General features: G+C 64.2%; 17 protein-coding genes. 10 read left to right on the top strand and 7 right to left on the bottom strand.

Features of this window, described 5'->3' with window-relative positions; all coding sequences use genetic code 11:
• Positions 1–48 precede the first annotated feature (48 nt).
• Entirely contained in the window at positions 49–1,653 is a 1,605-nt protein-coding gene (locus FJ948_RS13005; protein ID WP_140704872.1) for a DUF2778 domain-containing protein, read from the bottom strand.
• Positions 1,654–2,181: 528 nt separating this feature from the next.
• Here FJ948_RS13005 and FJ948_RS13010 point away from each other — a divergent pair.
• From FJ948_RS13010 to FJ948_RS13025, 4 genes are all read left to right on the top strand, one after another.
• Positions 2,182–3,051, top strand: a complete 870-nt coding sequence (locus tag FJ948_RS13010) for a protein-L-isoaspartate O-methyltransferase (RefSeq protein WP_140704874.1) — start codon at positions 2,182–2,184, stop codon at positions 3,049–3,051.
• A gap of 50 nt (positions 3,052–3,101) precedes the next feature.
• Positions 3,102–5,789, top strand: coding sequence for a hypothetical protein (locus tag FJ948_RS13015; protein ID WP_140704876.1), 2,688 nt, complete (start codon positions 3,102–3,104; stop codon positions 5,787–5,789).
• Entirely contained in the window at positions 5,782–6,717 is a 936-nt protein-coding gene (locus FJ948_RS13020) for a hypothetical protein (protein WP_140704878.1), read from the top strand. The genes FJ948_RS13015 and FJ948_RS13020 overlap by 8 nt, the downstream gene beginning before the upstream one ends.
• An 84-nt stretch (positions 6,718–6,801) precedes the next feature.
• On the top strand, positions 6,802–7,080 hold the full coding sequence (locus FJ948_RS13025; RefSeq protein WP_140704880.1) for a hypothetical protein: 279 nt from the start codon (positions 6,802–6,804) through the stop codon (positions 7,078–7,080).
• Between the two features lie 13 nt (positions 7,081–7,093).
• Here the strand turns inward: FJ948_RS13025 and FJ948_RS13030 are convergent, their stop codons facing one another.
• Entirely contained in the window at positions 7,094–8,020 is a 927-nt protein-coding gene (locus tag FJ948_RS13030) for a LysR substrate-binding domain-containing protein (protein ID WP_140704882.1), read from the bottom strand.
• A gap of 98 nt (positions 8,021–8,118) precedes the next feature.
• Between FJ948_RS13030 and FJ948_RS13035 the strand changes: the two genes are divergently transcribed.
• Positions 8,119–9,330 carry a TauD/TfdA family dioxygenase gene (locus FJ948_RS13035; RefSeq protein ID WP_140704884.1) on the top strand — a complete coding sequence of 404 codons (1,212 nt, stop codon included), beginning with the start codon at positions 8,119–8,121 and terminating at the stop codon, positions 9,328–9,330.
• Positions 9,331–9,586: 256 nt separating this feature from the next.
• Here the strand turns inward: FJ948_RS13035 and FJ948_RS13040 are convergent, their stop codons facing one another.
• Complete coding sequence (locus FJ948_RS13040; protein WP_140704886.1) at positions 9,587–10,852, bottom strand: hypothetical protein; 1,266 nt, start codon at positions 10,850–10,852, stop codon at positions 9,587–9,589.
• Positions 10,853–11,008: 156 nt separating this feature from the next.
• Between FJ948_RS13040 and FJ948_RS13045 the strand changes: the two genes are divergently transcribed.
• Positions 11,009–12,058, top strand: coding sequence for a CapA family protein (locus FJ948_RS13045; RefSeq protein ID WP_140705071.1), 1,050 nt, complete (start codon positions 11,009–11,011; stop codon positions 12,056–12,058).
• A gap of 91 nt (positions 12,059–12,149) precedes the next feature.
• Positions 12,150–13,109, top strand: a complete 960-nt coding sequence (locus FJ948_RS13050; RefSeq protein ID WP_140704888.1) for a DUF3137 domain-containing protein — start codon at positions 12,150–12,152, stop codon at positions 13,107–13,109.
• An 18-nt stretch (positions 13,110–13,127) separates the two neighbouring features.
• Here the strand turns inward: FJ948_RS13050 and FJ948_RS13055 are convergent, their stop codons facing one another.
• Complete coding sequence (locus tag FJ948_RS13055) at positions 13,128–13,622, bottom strand: DUF2314 domain-containing protein (protein WP_140704890.1); 495 nt, start codon at positions 13,620–13,622, stop codon at positions 13,128–13,130.
• Positions 13,623–14,055: 433 nt separating this feature from the next.
• Here FJ948_RS13055 and FJ948_RS13060 point away from each other — a divergent pair, with 433 nt between their 5' ends.
• The 3 genes from FJ948_RS13060 (at position 14,056) to FJ948_RS13070 (ending at position 16,911) form a co-directional block, all read left to right on the top strand.
• The gene (locus FJ948_RS13060) at positions 14,056–14,298 is read left to right on the top strand and encodes a DUF1344 domain-containing protein (RefSeq protein WP_015316128.1); all 243 of its coding nucleotides are present in this window, start codon (positions 14,056–14,058) and stop codon (positions 14,296–14,298) included.
• A gap of 291 nt (positions 14,299–14,589) precedes the next feature.
• On the top strand, positions 14,590–16,212 hold the full coding sequence (locus FJ948_RS13065) for an FAD-binding oxidoreductase (RefSeq protein ID WP_140704892.1): 1,623 nt from the start codon (positions 14,590–14,592) through the stop codon (positions 16,210–16,212).
• A 75-nt stretch (positions 16,213–16,287) separates the two neighbouring features.
• Complete coding sequence (locus tag FJ948_RS13070; protein WP_140704893.1) at positions 16,288–16,911, top strand: hypothetical protein; 624 nt, start codon at positions 16,288–16,290, stop codon at positions 16,909–16,911.
• A gap of 5 nt (positions 16,912–16,916) precedes the next feature.
• On the opposite strand, the gene FJ948_RS13075 is transcribed toward FJ948_RS13070, so the two are convergent.
• The 3 genes from FJ948_RS13075 to FJ948_RS13085 all read right to left on the bottom strand — a co-directional run bounded on the left by FJ948_RS13075 (position 16,917) and on the right by FJ948_RS13085 (position 19,140).
• Positions 16,917–17,438, bottom strand: coding sequence for a hypothetical protein (locus FJ948_RS13075; RefSeq protein ID WP_140704894.1), 522 nt, complete (start codon positions 17,436–17,438; stop codon positions 16,917–16,919).
• A gap of 130 nt (positions 17,439–17,568) precedes the next feature.
• Positions 17,569–18,699: a hypothetical protein gene (locus FJ948_RS13080; protein WP_140704896.1), complete on the bottom strand. Its 1,131-nt coding sequence runs from the start codon at positions 18,697–18,699 to the stop codon at positions 17,569–17,571.
• A gap of 6 nt (positions 18,700–18,705) precedes the next feature.
• On the bottom strand, positions 18,706–19,140 hold the full coding sequence (locus tag FJ948_RS13085) for a hypothetical protein (RefSeq protein ID WP_095792823.1): 435 nt from the start codon (positions 19,138–19,140) through the stop codon (positions 18,706–18,708).
• Positions 19,141–19,338: the final 198 nt, after the last annotated feature.

Raw genomic sequence — 19,338 nt, forward strand, 5'->3', positions numbered from 1 at the left:
GCTCCTGACAGAAGGCTGTCAGGAGGTGGCGGAGGATCTCGCCTTAGCTCAAGCGCCGCTTCCATTCGACGCGACCCGGGTCGCCGATCCCTTCAGGCGATCCACCACGACGAGGCGTGTAACCTTGCCCTTCTTGAAGGCGGCGAGGAAGCGGGCATAGTCGCGGAAGACGACGCAGCCATTGGATTCGGCGCGGCCGCCGCGCAGCATGTAGGTATGTGCGAGGAGGCCGTTGCGGTTGTATTTGTTGCCGCCGCTCGTCGGTGTCAGGCGGATCGCCTCGACGCCGTGGAAGCGGGATTCGCGCAGCGACAGATTGTAGGTGTTGGGCGGCGTCGGACCACGGTCCTTCACGTGGACATAGCGCGGCTGGTCGACCATGGCGCCGAGGCCGGAATGCGCCTCGAGCCGCTGGCCGTCCGGCATGTAGACGGTTTTTGCGCTGATATCGTAGACCGCCACGCCATGGCCGGCGCCGCTTCCGGCGCTGGGTCCGTTGAACAGGTTCCTGAACGCCTGGCCGAGGCCACCCGCAGGGGTATCCGGCTTGGCATAGGCCAGCACGTCGCCGTTTTCGCCTGACCGGCCTTGCCGGGCAGGCTGCCTGGCCACCTGGACCGGCTTTGCCTGGGGCGCGGGCTTCTGCTGCACGATCCTGGGTTGTGCGGCGGGCTTGTCCTGTTCGACGACCGTGGGCTGCGGCGCGTCAAATTGCGGGCGGCGGGTCGGCAGCGGCACGTCGTCGGTGAGCGCATCCGGCAGCGAGGCGGCATCGCCTGGCTGTTGCTGCTGGGTCTCGACAGGCGCAACCGCGACGTCGGCCGGGGATTCGGTCATCGGCAGCGGTGAGGCGAAGGCCTCGTCCTCGACCGGCAGCGACTGCACGAGTGCCAGCGCCAGCTGCGTGTTGTCAGGTGTCTCGGACTGGGCAAAGCCCTGTGGTACCGGCGCGGTCTGGACAACCGCCGAGCCGGCATCGACACGGGCGAAGCGTTCCGCCGCCGGAGCCGGCATGTCGTCGGACAGGCTGGCCATCACCTGGACGGAGGGAACGAGAGACGCCTCGTTGATTTGTGGGGCGGCGCTGGAAATCACGGGACGGATGTTGGCCGGGGTCGCCGGCTTTTCGGCGCCGGCGAAGGCAGCGGCAAGCTTTGTCGGTGACAGCGACGCTTCCATGAGCTCGAAGCGCTGCTGCGATTTCGACTTCGCCACCACGGGCGCCGGCTTGGCCCGTGCCACCAGCCGCGCGGATTTCTGCGCCTGGGGGGCTATCGCGGCCAGCTTGAAGCAGTCGGCGCCGCACTGTACGGCATGGTCGTGCAGCGCCTGCGCGCCACCATGGGCGTTGGCCAGCACGAAAGGCGCCGAAGAGCTGAGGAAATGCTGTTTCAACGGATCGGCGAGAGCGAGCGAGCCGGGCAGGGACAGCGTCTGCGGCAGGCCGGCCGACGTCGCCGAGAGCGAGGCGCCGACGGAACTGAGGCCGGCCATGGTGCCGATCAGCCATAGGCCGACGGCGGCACCGACGCCCGGCACGGCGACCCAGCGGACAACCCGTTCAGGGGTGAAGGATGAGGCACGTGGCGCTTCGATGGCGGTCTCGCCGCTGCAACGCCTGTCCCCGACAATTTTACGACTCAAGAACGCCATGCAACCAATCTTGCTCCAATCGGCTCCCACGTCCGCGGCCGGGATAGCCGCGACGACCATTCTGTGAGTGATCCCAGGTGGTCCCCGACGCGTTTGCCGCGCCTGTCGTTAGTTGCCGATTGCTTCAAAATATGGACAAAGTTGGTTAACCAATCCCTCTCAAAACCAATCGAGAGACGTGGACTTTGTGCCGAAAAAGGCTCGTCCACGACCATGCACGCGGTATTGCAGCCCTTCCAAGGCTGTTTTGCTGCCTGTTTTTGCCAGCCGAGTCAAGCAAAACAGCCTTTGCTAATCCTTGCAAAGAAGCGCTTCGGGCGTTTTACGCGGCAACGGGGGGACGCCAACCTGCATCGACCGAGCCTCCGCGAACGCCATCGGCGCCCACAAATACTGTTGCCGTCCTGCCACATTTTTTCGGCCTGGAGGATCGCCTCCCACCGGCCGATTGACTCGTTTTGGGAGGCGGTGCAATCCGGTCAAGTGCTTGGTTTTAAGGTGGCAAGGGCCACTTTTGGAGACTTGTCCATGAAGCGTCGGGACTTCTTGGCGCTGTCGGCGGGTGCGGCGGCGTTTTCCATTCTTCCGGCCGCCGTCAAGGCTGCCGTGCCGGTTCCCTACGACCGCAACGCGGACGTGCCGTTCAAGGACAAAAAGTCGTTCATCGACTGGATGGTGGCCAATCGCGGCGAGGATCCGAAGTTGCTCGCCGAGCGCTTCGATCGCTTCCAGATCATGGTCTACAACAAGGACGTCCTGGACGACCGCAACAAGCGCGCTTTCCTGCTGACGCCGCGTGAAGAATTCGTGCTGCCGCAGAATCTGGGGCGCGCCTATGACCATGCCTTCCTCGACATCGGCTATGGCGTGACGATTTCGGGTCCGCATCTGGTCGGGCGCATGACGACATCCATCGACGTGCAGTTCGGCGAATCCGTGCTCGAGATCGGCACCGGCTCCGGCTATCAGTCGGCCTACCTGGCCAACCTCACCGACAAGGTGCACACGATCGAGATCATCAATCCGCTGGCGCAACGCACCCGGCGCACCTATGACGGGCTGATCGAGCGCGGCTACAGCGAGTTCGGCTCGGTCACCAGCCGCAATGCCGATGGCTATTATGGCTGGGAGAGCGTCGGTCCGTTCGACAAGATCATCGTCACCTGCGGCATCGACCACATTCCGCCATCGCTGCTGCAGCAGCTCAAGCCCAATGGGGTGATGGTCATCCCCGTCGGTCCGCCGGGCGCCCAGCATGTGCTCAAGGTGGTCAAGCAGCAGCTTGCCGACGGCACGTTCAACATCGTCCGCTCCGACATCTACAATGGCAAGGTAGTGCCGTTCGTGCCCTTCACCAAGCTGGAAGGCGACCAGATCGTCGGCACGCATAACGGCTGAGTTGCCGGGCCGCGGCACCGGCTTTGCTGAATTCGCATCAAGGGGCCCGGATGGCAGCCGTCGCATCGATCTCTCGACCAGGCATCGCCTCGCTGGAGGCGCCACGTCGGCCGCATTATCTCGCGGTCGGGCTGATCGCCGGCGCCATCATCGCGCTGCAGATCGCCGTCATGCGCGTGTTCGCCGTCGGTAGCTGGTCGCATTTCGGCTCGCTGGTGGTCAGCCTCGCCATGCTGGGCTTCTCCCTGTCCAGCGTCGTCATCTTCGCCGGCAAGGGCTGGTTCGACCGCCACTGGCAAGGGGCGGCGACAGCGGCCCTGCTCTTGATCGGCCCGCTCGCTGTCGGCGCCAACCTCGTCGCCCAGACGGTGCCGTTCAACGCCATCTTCCTGGTTTCCGATCCCGCGCAGAAATGGCGGCTGCTGGCCAATTTCCTGCTTTACCTCCTGCCGTTCCTGGCCGGCGCCTTCTTCCTCGGCATCGTCTTCCTGAAAAGCCGCACCGCCTTCGGCCGCGTCTATTTCGCCGATCTCACCGGCTCGGGTCTTGCCGGCCTCGTCGTGCTGGGGTCGCTCTATCTGTTCGCGCCCGAAACCATCATCGTCGTGCCGCTGCTTTTGTGGGCCGCCGGTTCGCTGCTGTGGTTCGCCGCCTTCGGCGCCTGGAAGAGCGTTGTCGCCGGCGTTGCCGTCGCGGCGCTGTCGATCTCAGGCTACCTCTTGCTGCCTGGGCTGACAGGCATACCCGACATCACCGTCTCGCAGTACAAGGGCGTCGCCTATGCCCGCAACTTCCCGGACGGCAAGCTCATCTACCGCAGCATCTCGCCGTTTGGCGATCTGCAGGTCTATGCCAGCTCCTACATGCATTTCGCGCCGGGTCTGAGCGACAATGCCGCCTTCGGCATGCCCGAGGTTCCGGCCAACACCTATGTCGGCATGTATCGCGACGGCGACGGGCCGGAAGGCATCATGCGCAACCTGGCGCTGGCCGAGCAGGTCTATTTCCGCTATCTGCCGATGCACTATCCTTATGTCATTAAGGAGAGGCCGAAGACATTCGTCGTGCAGTTCGGCGGCGGCATTTCCACGCAAGCCGCGCTCAACGCCGGTTCGACCTCGGTGACCGTCGCCGAGAGCAATCCGATGACGTTGCGGGCGTTTCGCGATCCCGTGCTCAGGGATGTCACCGGCAATATACTGGCCGAGCCACGGCTCAAGGTCATCGACTATGACGGGCGGCTGTTCCTCGCCAACACGGCCGAGCGCTACGACGTCATCGACCTCAGCCTCGCCGACAGTGTCGGCCTGTCCAATCCCGGCGGCTTCGCCATTTCGGAGAAATACGCCTACACGCGCGAGGCGATGCTGAGCTACATGCACGCGCTTGCCCATGGCGGCGTGCTGTCGATCACCTTGTGGAACAAGGAAGATCCGCCGAAATCGGTGCTGAAACTCTATTCGACCGTCGCCGAGGCGGCCAAAACATTCGATCCGCAAGGCGCCGCCAACGACATCTTCGCGGTGTCGAGCTATCTGTCGACGACGACCGTGCTGTTCAAGCGCGGCGGCTTCACGGAAACCGAAATCAAGACGCTGCGCGACTACACCAAATCGATGTCCTGGGAGGAGGTCTATTATCCAGGAATGGTTTATGACGGCTCGAGCGCGCAGAGGATACTCGATGATTACCGCGCCTCGATCTTCGGCAGCGGACAGGACGCGACGCTGACGCAGCCCGCCGACGCAACGGCGCCCGCAAATCCCGACTGCGATCCGACCGCGCCGGCCGATCCGACACTGGATGCCTGCGCGGATGCGGGCGGCAATGCCGGCCCGCAGGTGCTGCCGGCGACGGAACTGCAGCGCATGACATGGCACGCGCTTCTGACCGGCGGCTGGGAAAAGCTCGCGAGCGATTATGTCTTCGACGCGCGTGCGCTGAGCAACGACCAGCCCTATTTCGCGGCCTATGTGAAGGTCGCCGACCTGCTGCGCACGCTCGACCGGCTCGACCTGTTCCAGGACGACTGGGGCTATCTCCTGATCTGGGCGACACTCGGCATTGCCTGCGTCACGGCGGCGTCGCTGGTGCTGCTGCCGGTCCTCTTCGGCTGGCGCATCGTGTTCTCGCGCTCGCGCGGCAAGCTCGGCACCATCCTCTATTTCGCCTGCCTCGGCCTCGGTTACATCATGGTCGAGGTCGGGCTGATCAGCCGCTTCACCGTGGCGCTCGCCAACCCAACCGTCTCGGCCTCGGTGCTGATCTCCTCGATGCTGGTGTTTTCCGGCCTTGGCAGCCTGTTCGCCGAGCGTATCTTCGACCGTGCCAGGACGCTGCTGCCTCTCGTGCTGCTGGCGGTCTGCGTGCTGCTTTTGGCCTACGGCTTCTACCTGTCGCCGGTGCTCGACTGGATCGGCGCCTATCCCTATGCGGTGCGGCTGCTGCTGTGCTTCCTGCTGGTGTCGCCGCCGGCCTTCCTGATGGGCATGCCGATGGCCACCGCCATGACCTGGCTGGCGCGGCTCGGCAAGGAGCATCTGTTCGTCTGGGCCTGGGGCATCAATGGCTGCTTCTCGGTCATCGGCTCTGCCGCCGTGCCGATCGTCGCCACCAGTTTCGGGCTGAGCGCGGTGCTGCAATGGGCAGCGATCGCCTATCTCGTCGCCATACCGGCGTTCTTCGCCGTGCTCTTGCCGTCCAAGGCCATGCCCATCGGGCAGGTCGCCCATGCCTGACCGGCGCGCCATCGTCGCCGGACTGCTGGCCACGGCGGTATTTCCGGCCACGAGCGAGGGCGCTGGGTTGAAGAAGGCGATATCGAGCATCGTGCCGTTCAAGGCGTCACCCTTTCCCTATCGAGACAGACTGCCCGACGGTTCGGCGCCGTTTCTCGACGTCACCGGAGCGGACGGCCGACGCGGCCACACTTCGCCGCGCGGCGGCATCTACTGGGAGGACGAGACCTATTCCGACCGCGGCACTTTGCTGGCTGTGCCGAAAGGCTTCGATCCCGCCAAGCCTGCCGTCATCATCGTGTTCTTCCACGGCAATGGCGCGACCTTGCAGCGCGACGTGGTCGGCCGCCAGCGCGTCGTCGCGCAGGTCGAGGCGTCAGGCCTCAACGCCGTGCTGGTGGCACCGCAATTTGCCCGCGACGCGCAGGATTCCAGCGCCGGCAATTTCTGGACGCCGGGCTATTTTGCCGGCTTCATGGCCGAGGCGGCGCAAGGCCTTGCCAGGCTGACCGGCGCCAAGGCCGCTAAATTCCAAGCCATGCCGGTGGTGCTGATTGCCTATAGCGGCGGCTACAATCCGGCGGCCTCAATTCTCAAGAATGGCGACGTCGGTACGCGCCTGCTCGGCGTCATCCTGCTCGACGCCGTCTTCGACGAGGCTGATATCTTCGCCGATTGGATCGCGCATCACAGGAAGAACTTCTTCGTCAGCGCCTACGGCAAATCCTCGGCTGCTGGCAATGCCGAAATCAGGCAGTTGCTGGCGGGTAGGGGCATCGATGCAAGCGCCGATAAGCCGCGGCGGCTGGAAGCCGGCACCGTCGCCCTTCTCGCCTCGGACGCCGCCCACGACAGCTTCGTCACCAAGGCATTCGTCAACAATCCGCTGCAGTGGCTGCTGGCACGGCTGCGCGGGTTTTCGCGGTAGGATCTGTTGGCATCAGGCCGGCCGAGCCGTATTCCTTAAGCCCGGGCACTTGAAAGGTTTGGCTTTGAAGCTTAGTGCCCGGCCATGCTTCTGACCGCTATTGTCATTGCCCAGATACTGGATCCGCTCAGGATACTGCTCGTCGGGGCAGCGTATTTCCTAAGCCTCAGGGTCAAACGGCCGGGCGCGGGCTGGCTTGGGCTGCTCGTGGCAATTGTCATCATCGCCGTCGGCTATCCCTTCGTGATCCTTGGCCAATCCGGCGACATCGCCTGGATGGGCGGAGCGGTGGGCGTGATATCGAATGCCCTGATAGCGGGGGTCGTGGCCGGGCTGTTGCGGCTGCAACGCCGGTTCTTCTGAGCGTTGGCGCGCCTCATCGCGGCAGGGCACCATCGATGCTGGCGCCGGCGGCCGCCATGAGTGCCGCCGCGACTGCGGCGGCACGGCGGGCCTTCGGACCGTGTTCGGGCCAGACGATGCGGCGCTTGATGGTCAGCGCCGGCACCTCGCGTGCAATCTCGACGAGATGGCCCGCGTCGAGGTGGCGGCGCAACACCAGTTCGCTGGCCAGAAGCGCGCCCATGCCGGCGATCGCCGCTTGCGCGGCGACGATGGTCAATCCGAAGCGCGGCCCCTGGTCGATGTCCTTCCTCTGCCGCGCCGCCGCGACAAACCAGTCCCGCCATGACGGATAGACATCGTCGCCCATCATCGGGTCGATATGCAGCAGCGGCATCCTGTCCAGAATTTCGGCACCATCCGGCCTGGCACGACCCTGCGCCAATGCCGGCGCGCAGGCCGGGATCACGCGCTCGGTAAAGAGGTCGAGCGCCTGAATGTCCGATGCCGATCCCGTGCGGTAGCTGATGGCGAGGTCGACGCCCTCCTCCGCCATGGCGTCGAACGCGACCGAGGTGACGATGCGGACTTCCAGCCGTCCCAGGGCGGGCCGCACCATGGCCAGGCGCGGTGCCAGCCACAGCGAGGCGAAGGAGGGATCGGCCGAGATGGTGAAGGTCTCGGCCCGCCGTTCGAAGCGCAGCCGGCGCAGGCCGGAGGCCAGCGCGTCGAAGCCGCGATCGATGTCGGGCAGGGCGGCCTCGGCGGCGCGGGTCAATACGATGCCATTGCCTTCGCGCCGGACCAGCCTGGCGCCGAGCCGTTCCTCCAATTGCCTGATCTGGTGGCCGATGGCGCCCGGCGTGACGCCCAGTTCCTCGGCGGCGCGCGTCAGGCTGCCGGTCCTGGCGGCGGCCACCAGCGCCCGTAAACCTGAAAGTGGCAAATCCCTCAGCGTCATGTTTTGAGTTTATCTCAAAACTTGGGGAAGGGAACTCGTTTGAATCCGGGGCTGCTGCTGCCTAGCTTTCCGAACAAATTCAACCGCGGGGACGCCAGATGCTCGACACGCCAAAGAACGCACAGGAACGACGAGCCGCCCATCCGGCAGTGCCCATCCGCGCCATGCGCGCCGAGGGTACGCGCATCGCCGTCGAGCTGGGGGATGGCGGCTCGGCAGAACTCTCGACGCGCTGGCTTCGGCTCGCCTGTGAATGCGAGGTGTGTGGCGACACTGCCTCCGGCAAGCGATGGCTGACGCCGGCCGATGTCGCTAAGACCGTCCATGCCGACAGCTTCGACCTCTCCAAGCCCGGCCAGGTCACCGCGATCTGGCAGGATGGGCATGTGTCGCATTACGACGCAGCCGCTCTCGCGGACCATGTCGATGGTTCCGGCCCGGCGCGGTTCCGGCCATGCCTTTGGAACAGCGACCTCTCCGGGCGGCTCGGGCGCTTTGGCTTCGATGCGGTGGTGGCGGATGACGAGGCGCTGTTCGCTTCGCTCCAGGCGCTGCGCGACCAGGGCATCGCCATGCTGACCGGGGTGCCCGCCGAGACCGAGGCGACCGCGCGTGTCGCCGGGCGCTACGGGCCGATCCGTGAGACCAGCTACGGCAAGGTGTTCGACCTGATCTCGCGGCCTGATGCGCGGGTTGCTGGCGAGACGGCGCGGGCGCAGATTCCGCATACCGACGAGCCATTCCGTTATGCGCCGCCGGGCTTCATCTTCTTCCATGCCATCAGGACTGGCGCGGGCAGCGGCGGCACATCGCTGATGGTCGACGGCTTTCAAGTCGCCGAGCTGATGCGGGCGCGCACGCCGGAGCTGTTCGATCTGCTGACGCGGCACGGCGTCACCTTCCACCGCGAGCATGAGGGCGAAGTGTTCTTCAGCGCCGAGGCGCATGTCATCAGCCTCGACGTGGCGGGCGCGGTCACCGGCATCCGCTACAATGACCGCTGCCTGGCGCCGCAATGGGCGCCTGTGGACCGGATCGACGGTTTGATCGAGGCGCTTGCCGAACTGACGCGGCTGATCCGCGACCCGCAAAACCAGTTCCAGCACCAGTTGCAGCCGGGCGAGGTGCTGGTCTTCGATAACCAGCGTGTCCTGCACGGCCGCACGGAATTCGACCCTTCGCTGGCGGTCAGGCATCTCAGAAGCTGCAATATCGACCGCGACGGGGTGCACAGCGCGTTCCGCTCGCTGGCCAGACGGTTCGCGCCCGATGAGGCGGAGGCGGTGCTGTATCAGGGGGCGATTTTCTAGGCGCCTGTCCCATCGTTTTCTATTGGCTGAAGCCTAGCCAAACTTCGTCATCCTAGGGCGAAGCAGTCGCGAAGCGACGTCGCGGAGACCCTGGATCCATTGCGTGACCTTAACGGCAGAGCGCAGCGGAGCAGAATTCTGAACCGTAGCAACGCTTTGAAGTCCCGGCATGGATCCTATGGTCTGCGCCGCGTCGCTCCGCTCCTTGCTCCGCCATAGGATGACGAAGCGATAGGTTTCACCCCACGATGGCCGCTCAGTTAAACCACAGCGCGAAGGTCAAAAACCCGCCGCCGCCGAACTCGCGCTGGATCTGGTCGAAATCGCCGCTGGTCACGATCTCGCCGCTTTCGAGGTAAGGCGCGATTCCCGGGCCGGTGATCGACAGCACGAGGTCGAAGGGTTTCGGCTCGTCGAAGAAACGCTTCATGTTGATGCCTTGGCCGGTGCTGGCGGTGACACGGAAATGCGGCAGCAGCTTGCGGCCTTCAAGAAGGTCCTCGGCCATGGTCAAGGTGGCGAGCCAGGCCTGCACCTGCTCCTCGCCGACTTCGAGCCCGGTAAGCGGGTTTTCGCCCTTCTGCTGCGGGCCCGGCAGCCATTCGCGGTCATTGTCGGTTTCGGCGCGGATCGCCTTCCAGTCCTCGCGCGACAGCCGGATCATTTCGAGCAGCTCCTGGCGCGCCGCCTTGCGGCGCTCCGGCTCGATAACCGGCCAGTTGATGAGATGCACCATCGAGATGAAATCGGCGATGCGCCATTCCGAGGAAAAGATGCTCGAGCCCATATCGCCGGGAGGCGGCACAAGCACATCCTGCAACGGCAGCCTGGCGCGCGGGAACAGCATGTGGAACGAGCCGTCGAACGTGCTCCTGAAATCATGCGCCAGCCAGAAATCGGCCTGCGCCATCAGGAACTCGGCATAGCCCTGCAGCCAGTAGCCGTCGGCGCGGTCGAAGCGGAAGGTGAGCGAAGGGGCGGCGCCATCCGTTGCCATGCCGCCGCGCGACAGCGCCGCCATGATGGCGGCCATGCTTTCATCCGGCGCGATGGTGCCGTCCTCGTTGAGGTCGATGCCGACATGGGTGAGGTCGATGACCATGCCGATATCGGCATCAGCCGGCACCGAGCCCAGTGTCGCGGCGGATTTTGCCAGCCGGTCGCGGAAGGCGACGAGGATGGCGCGGAACCCCTCGTAGGTGAGCGGCTCTGGATTGGGATTGGCCGGCACGGGCAGCTGCATCAGCGGCAGCATGAAGGATTGCGGGCTTTCGAAGCCATGACGGTGCAGGCCGCTGGCCAGCAATTCCAGCGCGGTGAAGAATTCGCCGGCGCCGGCGGCATAGGCCGATGCCGGATCTTTCGGCGCGGCAGCCTCCAGGGTCGAAAGGGCGCTGTCGCGCGCGGCCACCGTCTTTGCCTCGAACAGAGCGGTCGCCCCTTCGGGCATGGCCGCCGATGCGGACGACAGCGGCAGAAGCACAATGAAAGCCGATGCCAGCAGGCTTGCTATTCGTGTCATCTTTTCCCTCCCATGTTGCCGGCGAGACCATACACGGATTTTCGACGTCGCGTGTGCCGGGCCGGGATGCTGTCCACATCGCTGCATGATTGTCGACAGGCGCGCTTCAACCAGCCCGGCGGACGGTCTACAGAAGGCAAACGATTGGGCGTAGCCGTGTCGAACTATCCGCTCTCCTATAAACTCTCCTGGCTGCCGCGCTTCCTGAAGCCTTCGCTCAAGGGCGACGCCGACGGATTCACGCCAGCATCGGCGACGCTGATGGACCCGCCGCCGCGACAGACAGTGCGGCTGGCCTTCGTCGGCGATATCTCGGCTGTGGCCAACCGGAGCGCGCCCGAATGCGACCCCGCGATCAAGGCACTGCTGGACACGGCCGATCTGATCATCGGCAATTGCGAAAGCCCTGTTGTCGACAGGCCGAGCGCGGTCCTTGGAACCAAGCTCGGCACGCATCATGCGATGAGCGAACGTTTTCTGGTGGAGGCGCTGGCGGCGGTCGGGATAGGGCGCGAAAAACTCGTGCTGTCGCTGGCCAACAATCATGTGTTCGACCAGGGCGTCGCCGGCTTCGACGCGACAGTGGCCGCCTTGAAGCGGCTCGGCATCCGGACCATCGGCCTGGCCGCCAATGGTCCGATCCAACGCTTTGCGGCCGGGCCGCTCGCTCTCGGCTTCGCCGCCTTCACGCTCTGGCGCAACGCCGACGAAAGCCTGTTTGCCGGCCGCGTCTTGATGGAAAGCGATCCGGCGCGCTGGCCGCGCGAGGCGAGCGCGGGGGTCGATCTGCTCTGCGCCGTGCCGCATTGGGACTGGGAGTTCCGGCATTTTCCGCGTGCCGCAACATTGGCGCTGGCGCGGCGGCTGGCCGGGCAAGGCGTCGGGCTGATTGCCGGCCATCATGCCCATGTCGTGCAGCCGGTGCAGCGGATCGGCGAGGCGATCGTCGCCTATGGGCTCGGCGATTTCCTCGGCACCGCCTTTGCCCGCCAGCCATGGCCTGGGCGCATCGGCGGGATATTCGTTGTCGACGTCAGCGCTGATGCGGAAACGCGCGGGGCCGTTGCGGCTTGTCGGCTGCATCCTTTTGTCCGCCTGCGTGCGGGAGACCACGAACGGCTGGTGCCGGTCGAGATGTTGGAAGACGGAATGCGGCGAAAGGTCGAGGGTCGGCTGAGGGCGATCTTCCCGTCCCCCACAAGGTGAGACGGCATCACCGCTCTATGCGGCTGGCGTCGTTCCTGCGAAAGCAGCTATCATAATGGCGTAAAGTGACTTCCGCGGCGGGGGATTGGCGATGGAAACGGCGGATTTCATGCCGGGCGCGGCTGCTATCGCGGCCATCAAGAAGGATATCGAGACCTACGAAGCGACAAGGGCCTCGGTGGCGCGCAGGGTCAAGTGGCGCGTCCCCTTGTTCGTTGGCCTGGTGGTCGTCTTCGTGGCACTCATTGCCTGGCTGTTCAACAAGGTCGCCGATCCGCACGAGCAATGGTTCTCGACGCCGCATGTGTTCCTCTATGTCATCGGCTTCGCTGCGTCGATCCTGCTCTATTTCCAGGCTTTGAAGCCGGCGGCACGGCTGCAGCAATCGTTCCGCAACACGCTGCTGCCGATCATCTTCGGCTTCATCAGGGATGTCAGCTACCAGCACGGCGAGAGGCCGAATTCCTTCGACCGGCTGCCGCGCGAGGCGGTCGGGCCTTTCAACCGCCAATCGTTCGACGATGTCATTTCCGGCCGCTATGACGCGTTTCCGTTCGAACTCTACGAGGCGGAACTGCGGGAAGGGACCGGCAAGGGCTCGTCGACGGCCTTCAAGGGCGTCATCGTTGCCTTCGAGGCCAGCGAGCCTTTTCCGGGTATCCTGGTGGCGACGCGGCGATCCAATGCGGTGGTCGGCTTTTTCCGCGGCGTGTTCGGGTCCGGGATGCAGGATCTGCAATCGGGCGATCCTCTGCTCGACGCCGCCTATGAATTCCGCACCGACAATGTCGAGGCGGCGCGGCCGCTGGTGACCGGCCGTCTGGCGCAGGCGCTGAGGTGGCTGGGTGAAAGCTGGCGCGACGACCCGGCGCGGGTCGCGCTCAACGGCGGCGACGGCTTTTTGCTGCTGCCGCAGGGCAGGAATTTCTTTGAACTGCCGGCTATTTCGGTGCCGCTCGACTATCAGACCCATGTCGCGCCGATGATCTCGGACATAGGTGCGATGCTGGCGACGGCGGCGCTGGTTCGCAAGGTCGGCGCGAAGGACTGAGCGTGACCGGCGTCGCCGTCAGCAGTCGAAGCCGAACTTGCCGCGCATATAGTCGACCTCTTCCTTGGGCATTCTCTTGAACATCACACAGACGGTGAAGCTGCCGACTTGATGGCCGTCCCTGGTATATCCCCAGTCGGAAATGTCGTCGCGCCTGAATTCTATATTCTGACCGAGCACGACGTTGTGAACTTCTTCCGGTTCGTTCGCCAATATGCCGACAAATCCGGTTTCCGTGCGGCGAAACGGTATGACCCAGAAGTGTTCCGTGACGTTGCCGTCGCGCACCTTGACCTTCAGTTTGAACCTGTCGGTGCCGGACGGAGGTGTTTCGGACAAAGCCAGGAATTCATCCAGGCTGGCGAGGGCTCGCGCGGTCGCCGCCGCCATGTCGGGATCGCGGGGAGCAAAGATCATCGTCTTGTCGTCGCCCGGATCGGCGCCTTGCGCGCCAGCGAGGCCCGGCAAGATCGCCAGCATCAGGGATAGGGCGGTTCGGCCGGCGATTTTCATGGAAGTCCCCCTCGTCACTGCGCGACACCATCCCGCATTCGCTTCCGTTTTGCAACCTGAGCGCGAAATTCGTCTCCGCCGAATGGGAGGGTCGCGCCGGCACGACATAAAATGTGTACCGATGAAAAATCGGTGGCCTGTTTCGTGATGCGGCCGGGAGCGGATTGCGGCGGCCGCGTGATCACCGACGGCGCGGGCCACAATCCGCCAAGCGACTCTTTTCGTGCGGAGAAGAGGCTTTCCATCAGGGCGGAAAGCCGTCTGCATAGGCGGGCTTGGAGCCTATTGTGTCGGAATTAAGCCAATGATTTCCTTTGCAAAAATAAACCCAACGTGATTTGCCGATGGCGCGCTTTCCGCTCCAGTCTCGGGCCGTTCGGTGCTGCCCCTCCCAAGCGGCGCCGGAAAACCGAAACAGCACGGAGTGCTATCCATGAAGAAGACCCTCGCAACCACCGCCGCCCTGCTCGCCTTTCTCGGCACGGCCTATGCCGCGACCGTTCAGGGCACCATCCAGGCGGTTGATCCGACAACCAAGTCGGTCACCCTCGACGACGGCAAGATCTACCAGCTGTCGCCTGATGCGTCGGTCGGGAAATTGAAGGTCGGCGCCAAGGTGGCGGTCACCGTCGACGACAAGACCGGCATGGTGACGTCGATCAAGAAGGCTTCGTAGTCGCGAGCATGAGTTCCGGCGTTGTCTGAAACAGTCAGCGCCGCGCTGCCCCTCATCCGCCTGCCGGCACCTTCTCCCCGTATAGGACAGGGAGAAGGGAGCTACTCGCGACGCCGGCGACCCCCTCTCCCCGTCCTTCACGGGGAGAGGGTAAGGGTGAGGGGCGGCGCAATCCTTCGAATTTGTCCCCATGATGTCGAAAACCTCACCAATATCCGCCTTGGCTCTGCCATGCGCCGCTATGGTTTTCGCCAGAAAGCCGCGCTATCCCTTGGCCAACGGGGGATGTGCATGGTCGGGGAACGCAAAAGGTTTCTTCTGTCGCGGCGCTTGCTGCTCGGCGCGACGGTCTTCGGCGGCGCCGTGCTGTGGGGCGGCACAACCGTGGCGCGGCTGGCGCGCGGCCCGTCAGGGCCGAAGGATGCCGGACGCATCGCCGACATAGATGGTATCGCGCTGCCGCTGAAGCCGATCGACAGCCCGCCGGCCTTCGATCCGTCGCTACCTTGGCTCGCAAAAGGCGGCGACATCAACGATGCCAGCGGCCTGTCGAGGACCCCTGTCTATGGCGTCGTCGAGGTCAGCGAGGAAGAGCATGTCGCCAAGGCGTTGGCCTTCGCGCGCGCCAATGGATTGAAGGTGTCGCTGGCGGCCGTGCGCCATTCAATGGGCGGCCATGCCTTCGACGACAATGCGCTGGTCCTGGATCTGAGAAAGTTCAACAAGGTCACGGTGGACGCCGCCACCAAGACCATGACCTTGCAGCCCGGCGCGCGCTGGCACGACATCCAGACCATTCTGCATCCGCGCTTTGCAGTGAAGGCGATGCAATCGACCGACATTTTTTCGGTCGGCGGTTCGCTGTCGGTGAACGCGCATGGCATGGACCACCAGGCGGGCTCGGTGGCCGGCTCGATCCGCTCGATGCGCGTGATGCTGGCCGACGGATCGGTGACCATTTGCTCGCCAACCGAAAACAACGACCTGTTCCGCCATGTCATCGGCGGCTACGGCCTGTTCGGCGTGGTGGTGGAGGCGACGCTCGATATCGTCGACAATGCCGTCTACCGCACCTCGCGCGAGATCATCAGATCCGACGACTTCCCGAGATTCTTCGCCGAGGTGCTGGAGCCGAACAGGGATATCGGCCTGTTCTACGGCCATCTGTCGACGGCGCCGGGCAACTTCCTCGAGGACATGATCGTCTACCGCTACGACAAGGTGGCCGAAGAGCCGCCGGCGGACCAGCCGCCGCTTGGCGAGCCCGATGGCGTCGGCCTGAAGCGGGTGATCATGAACATGGCCAAATGGGGCAGCGCGTTCCAGGAACTGAAATGGTTCACCGAAAAGACGCTGGAGCCGAAATTCGAGAGCTGTACGGTGGCGCGCACCTCGGCGCTTGCCCAGGGCGAGGCCTGTCTCGTCACCCGCAACAACCCGATGCACGATTCGGTGCCGTATCTGTTCAACGACCTGATGAACGAGACCGACATACTGCACGAATATTTTATTCCTCGCGCCGCGTATAATCCATTCATCTTGGAAGCGCGCGACATCCTGCGCAACCAGGACCTGCCGGTGCTCAACGCTTCGGTGCGCATCGTCCACAAGGAGGATGTGGCGCTGACCTACGCGCCGGAGCCGGCCTATTCGCTGGTGCTCTACATCAACCAGCCGGCCGATGCCGAGGGCAACGCGAAAATGCGGGCGCTGACGCGGGCGCTGATCGACGTGACGATCAAGCATGGCGGCCGGTTCTTCCTGCCCTACCAGTTGCACTATACGGGCAAGGAGTTGCTGGCGTCCTATCCCGAACTGCCAGCCTTCCTGGCGGCAAAGCGGCGCCATGACCCCACGGAACTGTTTTCCTCGACCTTCTACCGTGCCATCAAGGCGCTGAGCGGGGTGGTGTAGGAAGCAGTTCCAGGAAAAGTGTGAAGCGGTTTTCCCGTCCCGGAACTGCTCAGGAATAGAGCAGGAGAACAGTCAATGCGCATGGTGTCAGCGGCGGCCCTCACTCTCATCGCGCTGTGCGCTGGATCGGCCGGAGCCGAGGACCTCAAGGCCTTCAGGCTGACGATCGACGGCAAGTCGTTGGATATCGACGCCGGCGAAAGCACCCACGTGACGTTGCCGGACGGCAAAGAGGTTGAAGTGAAGCTCGACAGGAACGACTTCGCCACCTTTTCCGGCGACAGTTTCTCCTTCAACCATCCGAGCGGCATTTCGGTGACCAAGACCGATCTCGGCGAAAACATCACGCAATATCTGATGGCCTCGGCCCTCGGCACGATCGTCGTCGTGCAGGAATACGGCAAGATGAACCCCGTGTCGCTCAACCAGCTGATGCTGCAGGAGATGACCAGGGAATCCGTGCAGGCGGGTGCCGCGCTGACGCAGCAGCCGACGACGCGCAAGCTTGCCGACGGCAAGGAATTGTCCGGCATCCGCGCCGAGGTGAAGACGCGCACCGACACCGCCTATTTCGAAATCGTCGGCTACGGTCTTGCCGATCAGGGCCTGTTGTTCATCACGCGCGTCGGCAGCGAGGATCTGGGCACCGAACAACCGCTGATCGACAAGTTCTGGGAGAGCCTGAAGGTCAAGATGTAAGCTGCCTACAGCCCCGTCGGCACCAAGCCAGCCAGCCAGTTCACCGAGCGCTTTGCCGCGTCGGCGGTTGCCGAGGCGGCGCGGCCGAGATCGGTCTTGACCACGGCATAGCCGTTCTTCGTGCGATAGAGCACGCCGGTTCCGCCGTCGACCACCTGTTCATAGGCGACGGGCTGGGCCGCTGCCGCGTCCATGGCCGTCGTCGGTGATCCCACGGGCACGCTCGGCCGATGGCTGAGCTCCGGCGGCAACGGGCTTTCGGGCTCGACGGTCCGGCTGGTGGGCTTCAGTTCCGGGCCCGAAGCGATCGCGGCCAGGTGCGATGAGGACGCCGAACCTTTCGCGCGGCAGATGCCGGAAACCAGCGGATAGTTGAAATTGCGCTCGTGCAGGATCTGGCTCTTCATTGCGGCTTCGCAATCGGCGATGGTCGACCACTTGGCCGGCGTCTCGCCGATATATTCGCACAGCTTGGCGTCGCAGTCGCAGCCGACAATGGTCATGGCGACAAGGGCGGTCTTGATCACGGTCTTGTCCCTTCGAGATGCCCCCCGGCAATCCAGCCGTCCCCTTCGCGCGCGAACAAGGCGGGATTTGGCCGCGATTGTGGAATCGTCGTGACGAAGAGATCAATATGCCCTGATGTGGCCGAAAGGCTCAGTAGTCGTAGACGTGTTCGAGCTTCGCGCCTGCCTTCATCAGTGATGGCAGCACCAGATGCAGCTTGCGCACGGCGACGACCATGCCGGTGCGGCGCGTCGAGGGGTCGGCCGGCAGCGGATAGCTGAACAGGATGCGCATGCCTTCGGGGACGGCGATCGCGTCGGTCGAGAGCATGGTGACCATGATCTCGTCATTGCCGCCGATCTCGACGAAGGAGACACCCTTGTCGATCAGGCGCGGGATCATGTCGGTGAACACCTGGTAGCGCTTGGTGACGAAGATGGTGCCGTCGGCACCGTAGTCGCGCTCCAGCAAGGTGTCGGGCTCGTTGCGGGTGGCTTCGCCGACCGGGCCCCTGGCCCAGACATGGATGTCGAGCAAGGCTGGGTCGGAGGTGGCGGCCAGCGCCTGCTTGATCAGGTCGGCATAGCCTTGCTTGATGGTGTCGGCGAGGCCGAAGGCAAGCTTGCGTTCGCTGGTGCGGATGGAACTGTCGCCAGGCGCCGGCTGCACCGCGAAAAGCCCGGCGCGCTTCTCGGCATAGGGGAACTGGTACCACGGCACCTGGTCGAGAAAGCCCGCATAGTCCGCCGCCACCTTGGCCTGGTAGATGTCGGCGGCGGTGCGCTTGGCCGATGTCGCCTCGGTGACGCGGCCGACGGTGTTCTCATAGGCCCATTGCAGGATATGCTCGATCGAGTGGCTGGTGCCGATGATGACCAGCATCTGGTGGTTGGCGTAGTTGAATTTGTAGGCGGAGCTGGCGCGGATCACCGTGGCGTAATCCTGCCAGAAGCGGCCGACATAGGACCAATAGGGAAAGCCGCTCGGCTGGTCCTTGGCGACGAAACCGGCATATTCGCGCGCGGCATAGACGATCGCCCATTCCGGGTAGGTGAGGAAGGTCGATTCCTCCGGCCGCTGGTAGCCGGGAATTTCGGCGCGCACCTTGTCGGCCAGCGCCTTGGGCGGCGCGCCGTCGGCAATGCCGGGCAGCGGCGTCTTGTCGAGCGACGGGGTGGTCAGGAAGCCATAACCCAGCCCCGCGATCGGGATCAGGATGACGATGACGATCAGCCAGAGGATCGTCTTGATGATGCGCTTTATCAAGCGGAACAGGAACATGGCCGGTCAGGCCGTGGCGAAGTGGTCATGGATGCGCTTCGACAGCCAGAAGCCGACATAGACGGCGAAGCCGCCGATGACGATGTGCGGCAGGTTGGCGAAGAAGCGGGCAGGAAACTCGATGTCGTTGAGGGAGCGGAAACCGTTGATGAAGATGCCGGCATCGAGGCAGCCGGAGCCGGTGATCAGCCCGAGCACGCCGTCGAACAGATAGACCGAGCCGAACAGCTTGAAATAGAACACCGCCTGGCGGTGCGAGATGAAGGCGGCGGCCAGCGCCCAGACGCCTGAAAAGGCGTGCAGCAGATCGTCATACCATTGCAGGGAGAACAGGCCGAACAGATTGCCGTTGGCATCGTTGAAGGCGGGAATGTAGCCGATGGCGACGACCGCGAAGAACAGGAAGGCGTAGGCAACGGCAAGCTTCTGGATCAGCGTCATGAAGTATCCCCCTTCGAAGAGCCCGTTGCTGACGGACTCTGACGACGCAGCGATACTAACCGATTTTGACGCGCGGTGAAGCGGCGCCCGCAACTTCGCCGGGAAAGAACTTCGAGGGGGCCAAAAGACAGTCGGCGCCGGGATTTCTCCCAGCGCCTCCCTGTCAGATCAGGACACGGTCGCGGCAGCAACTTCCGT

The organism is Mesorhizobium sp. B2-3-12, assembly GCF_006442205.1.
Lineage (GTDB): Bacteria > Pseudomonadota > Alphaproteobacteria > Rhizobiales > Rhizobiaceae > Mesorhizobium.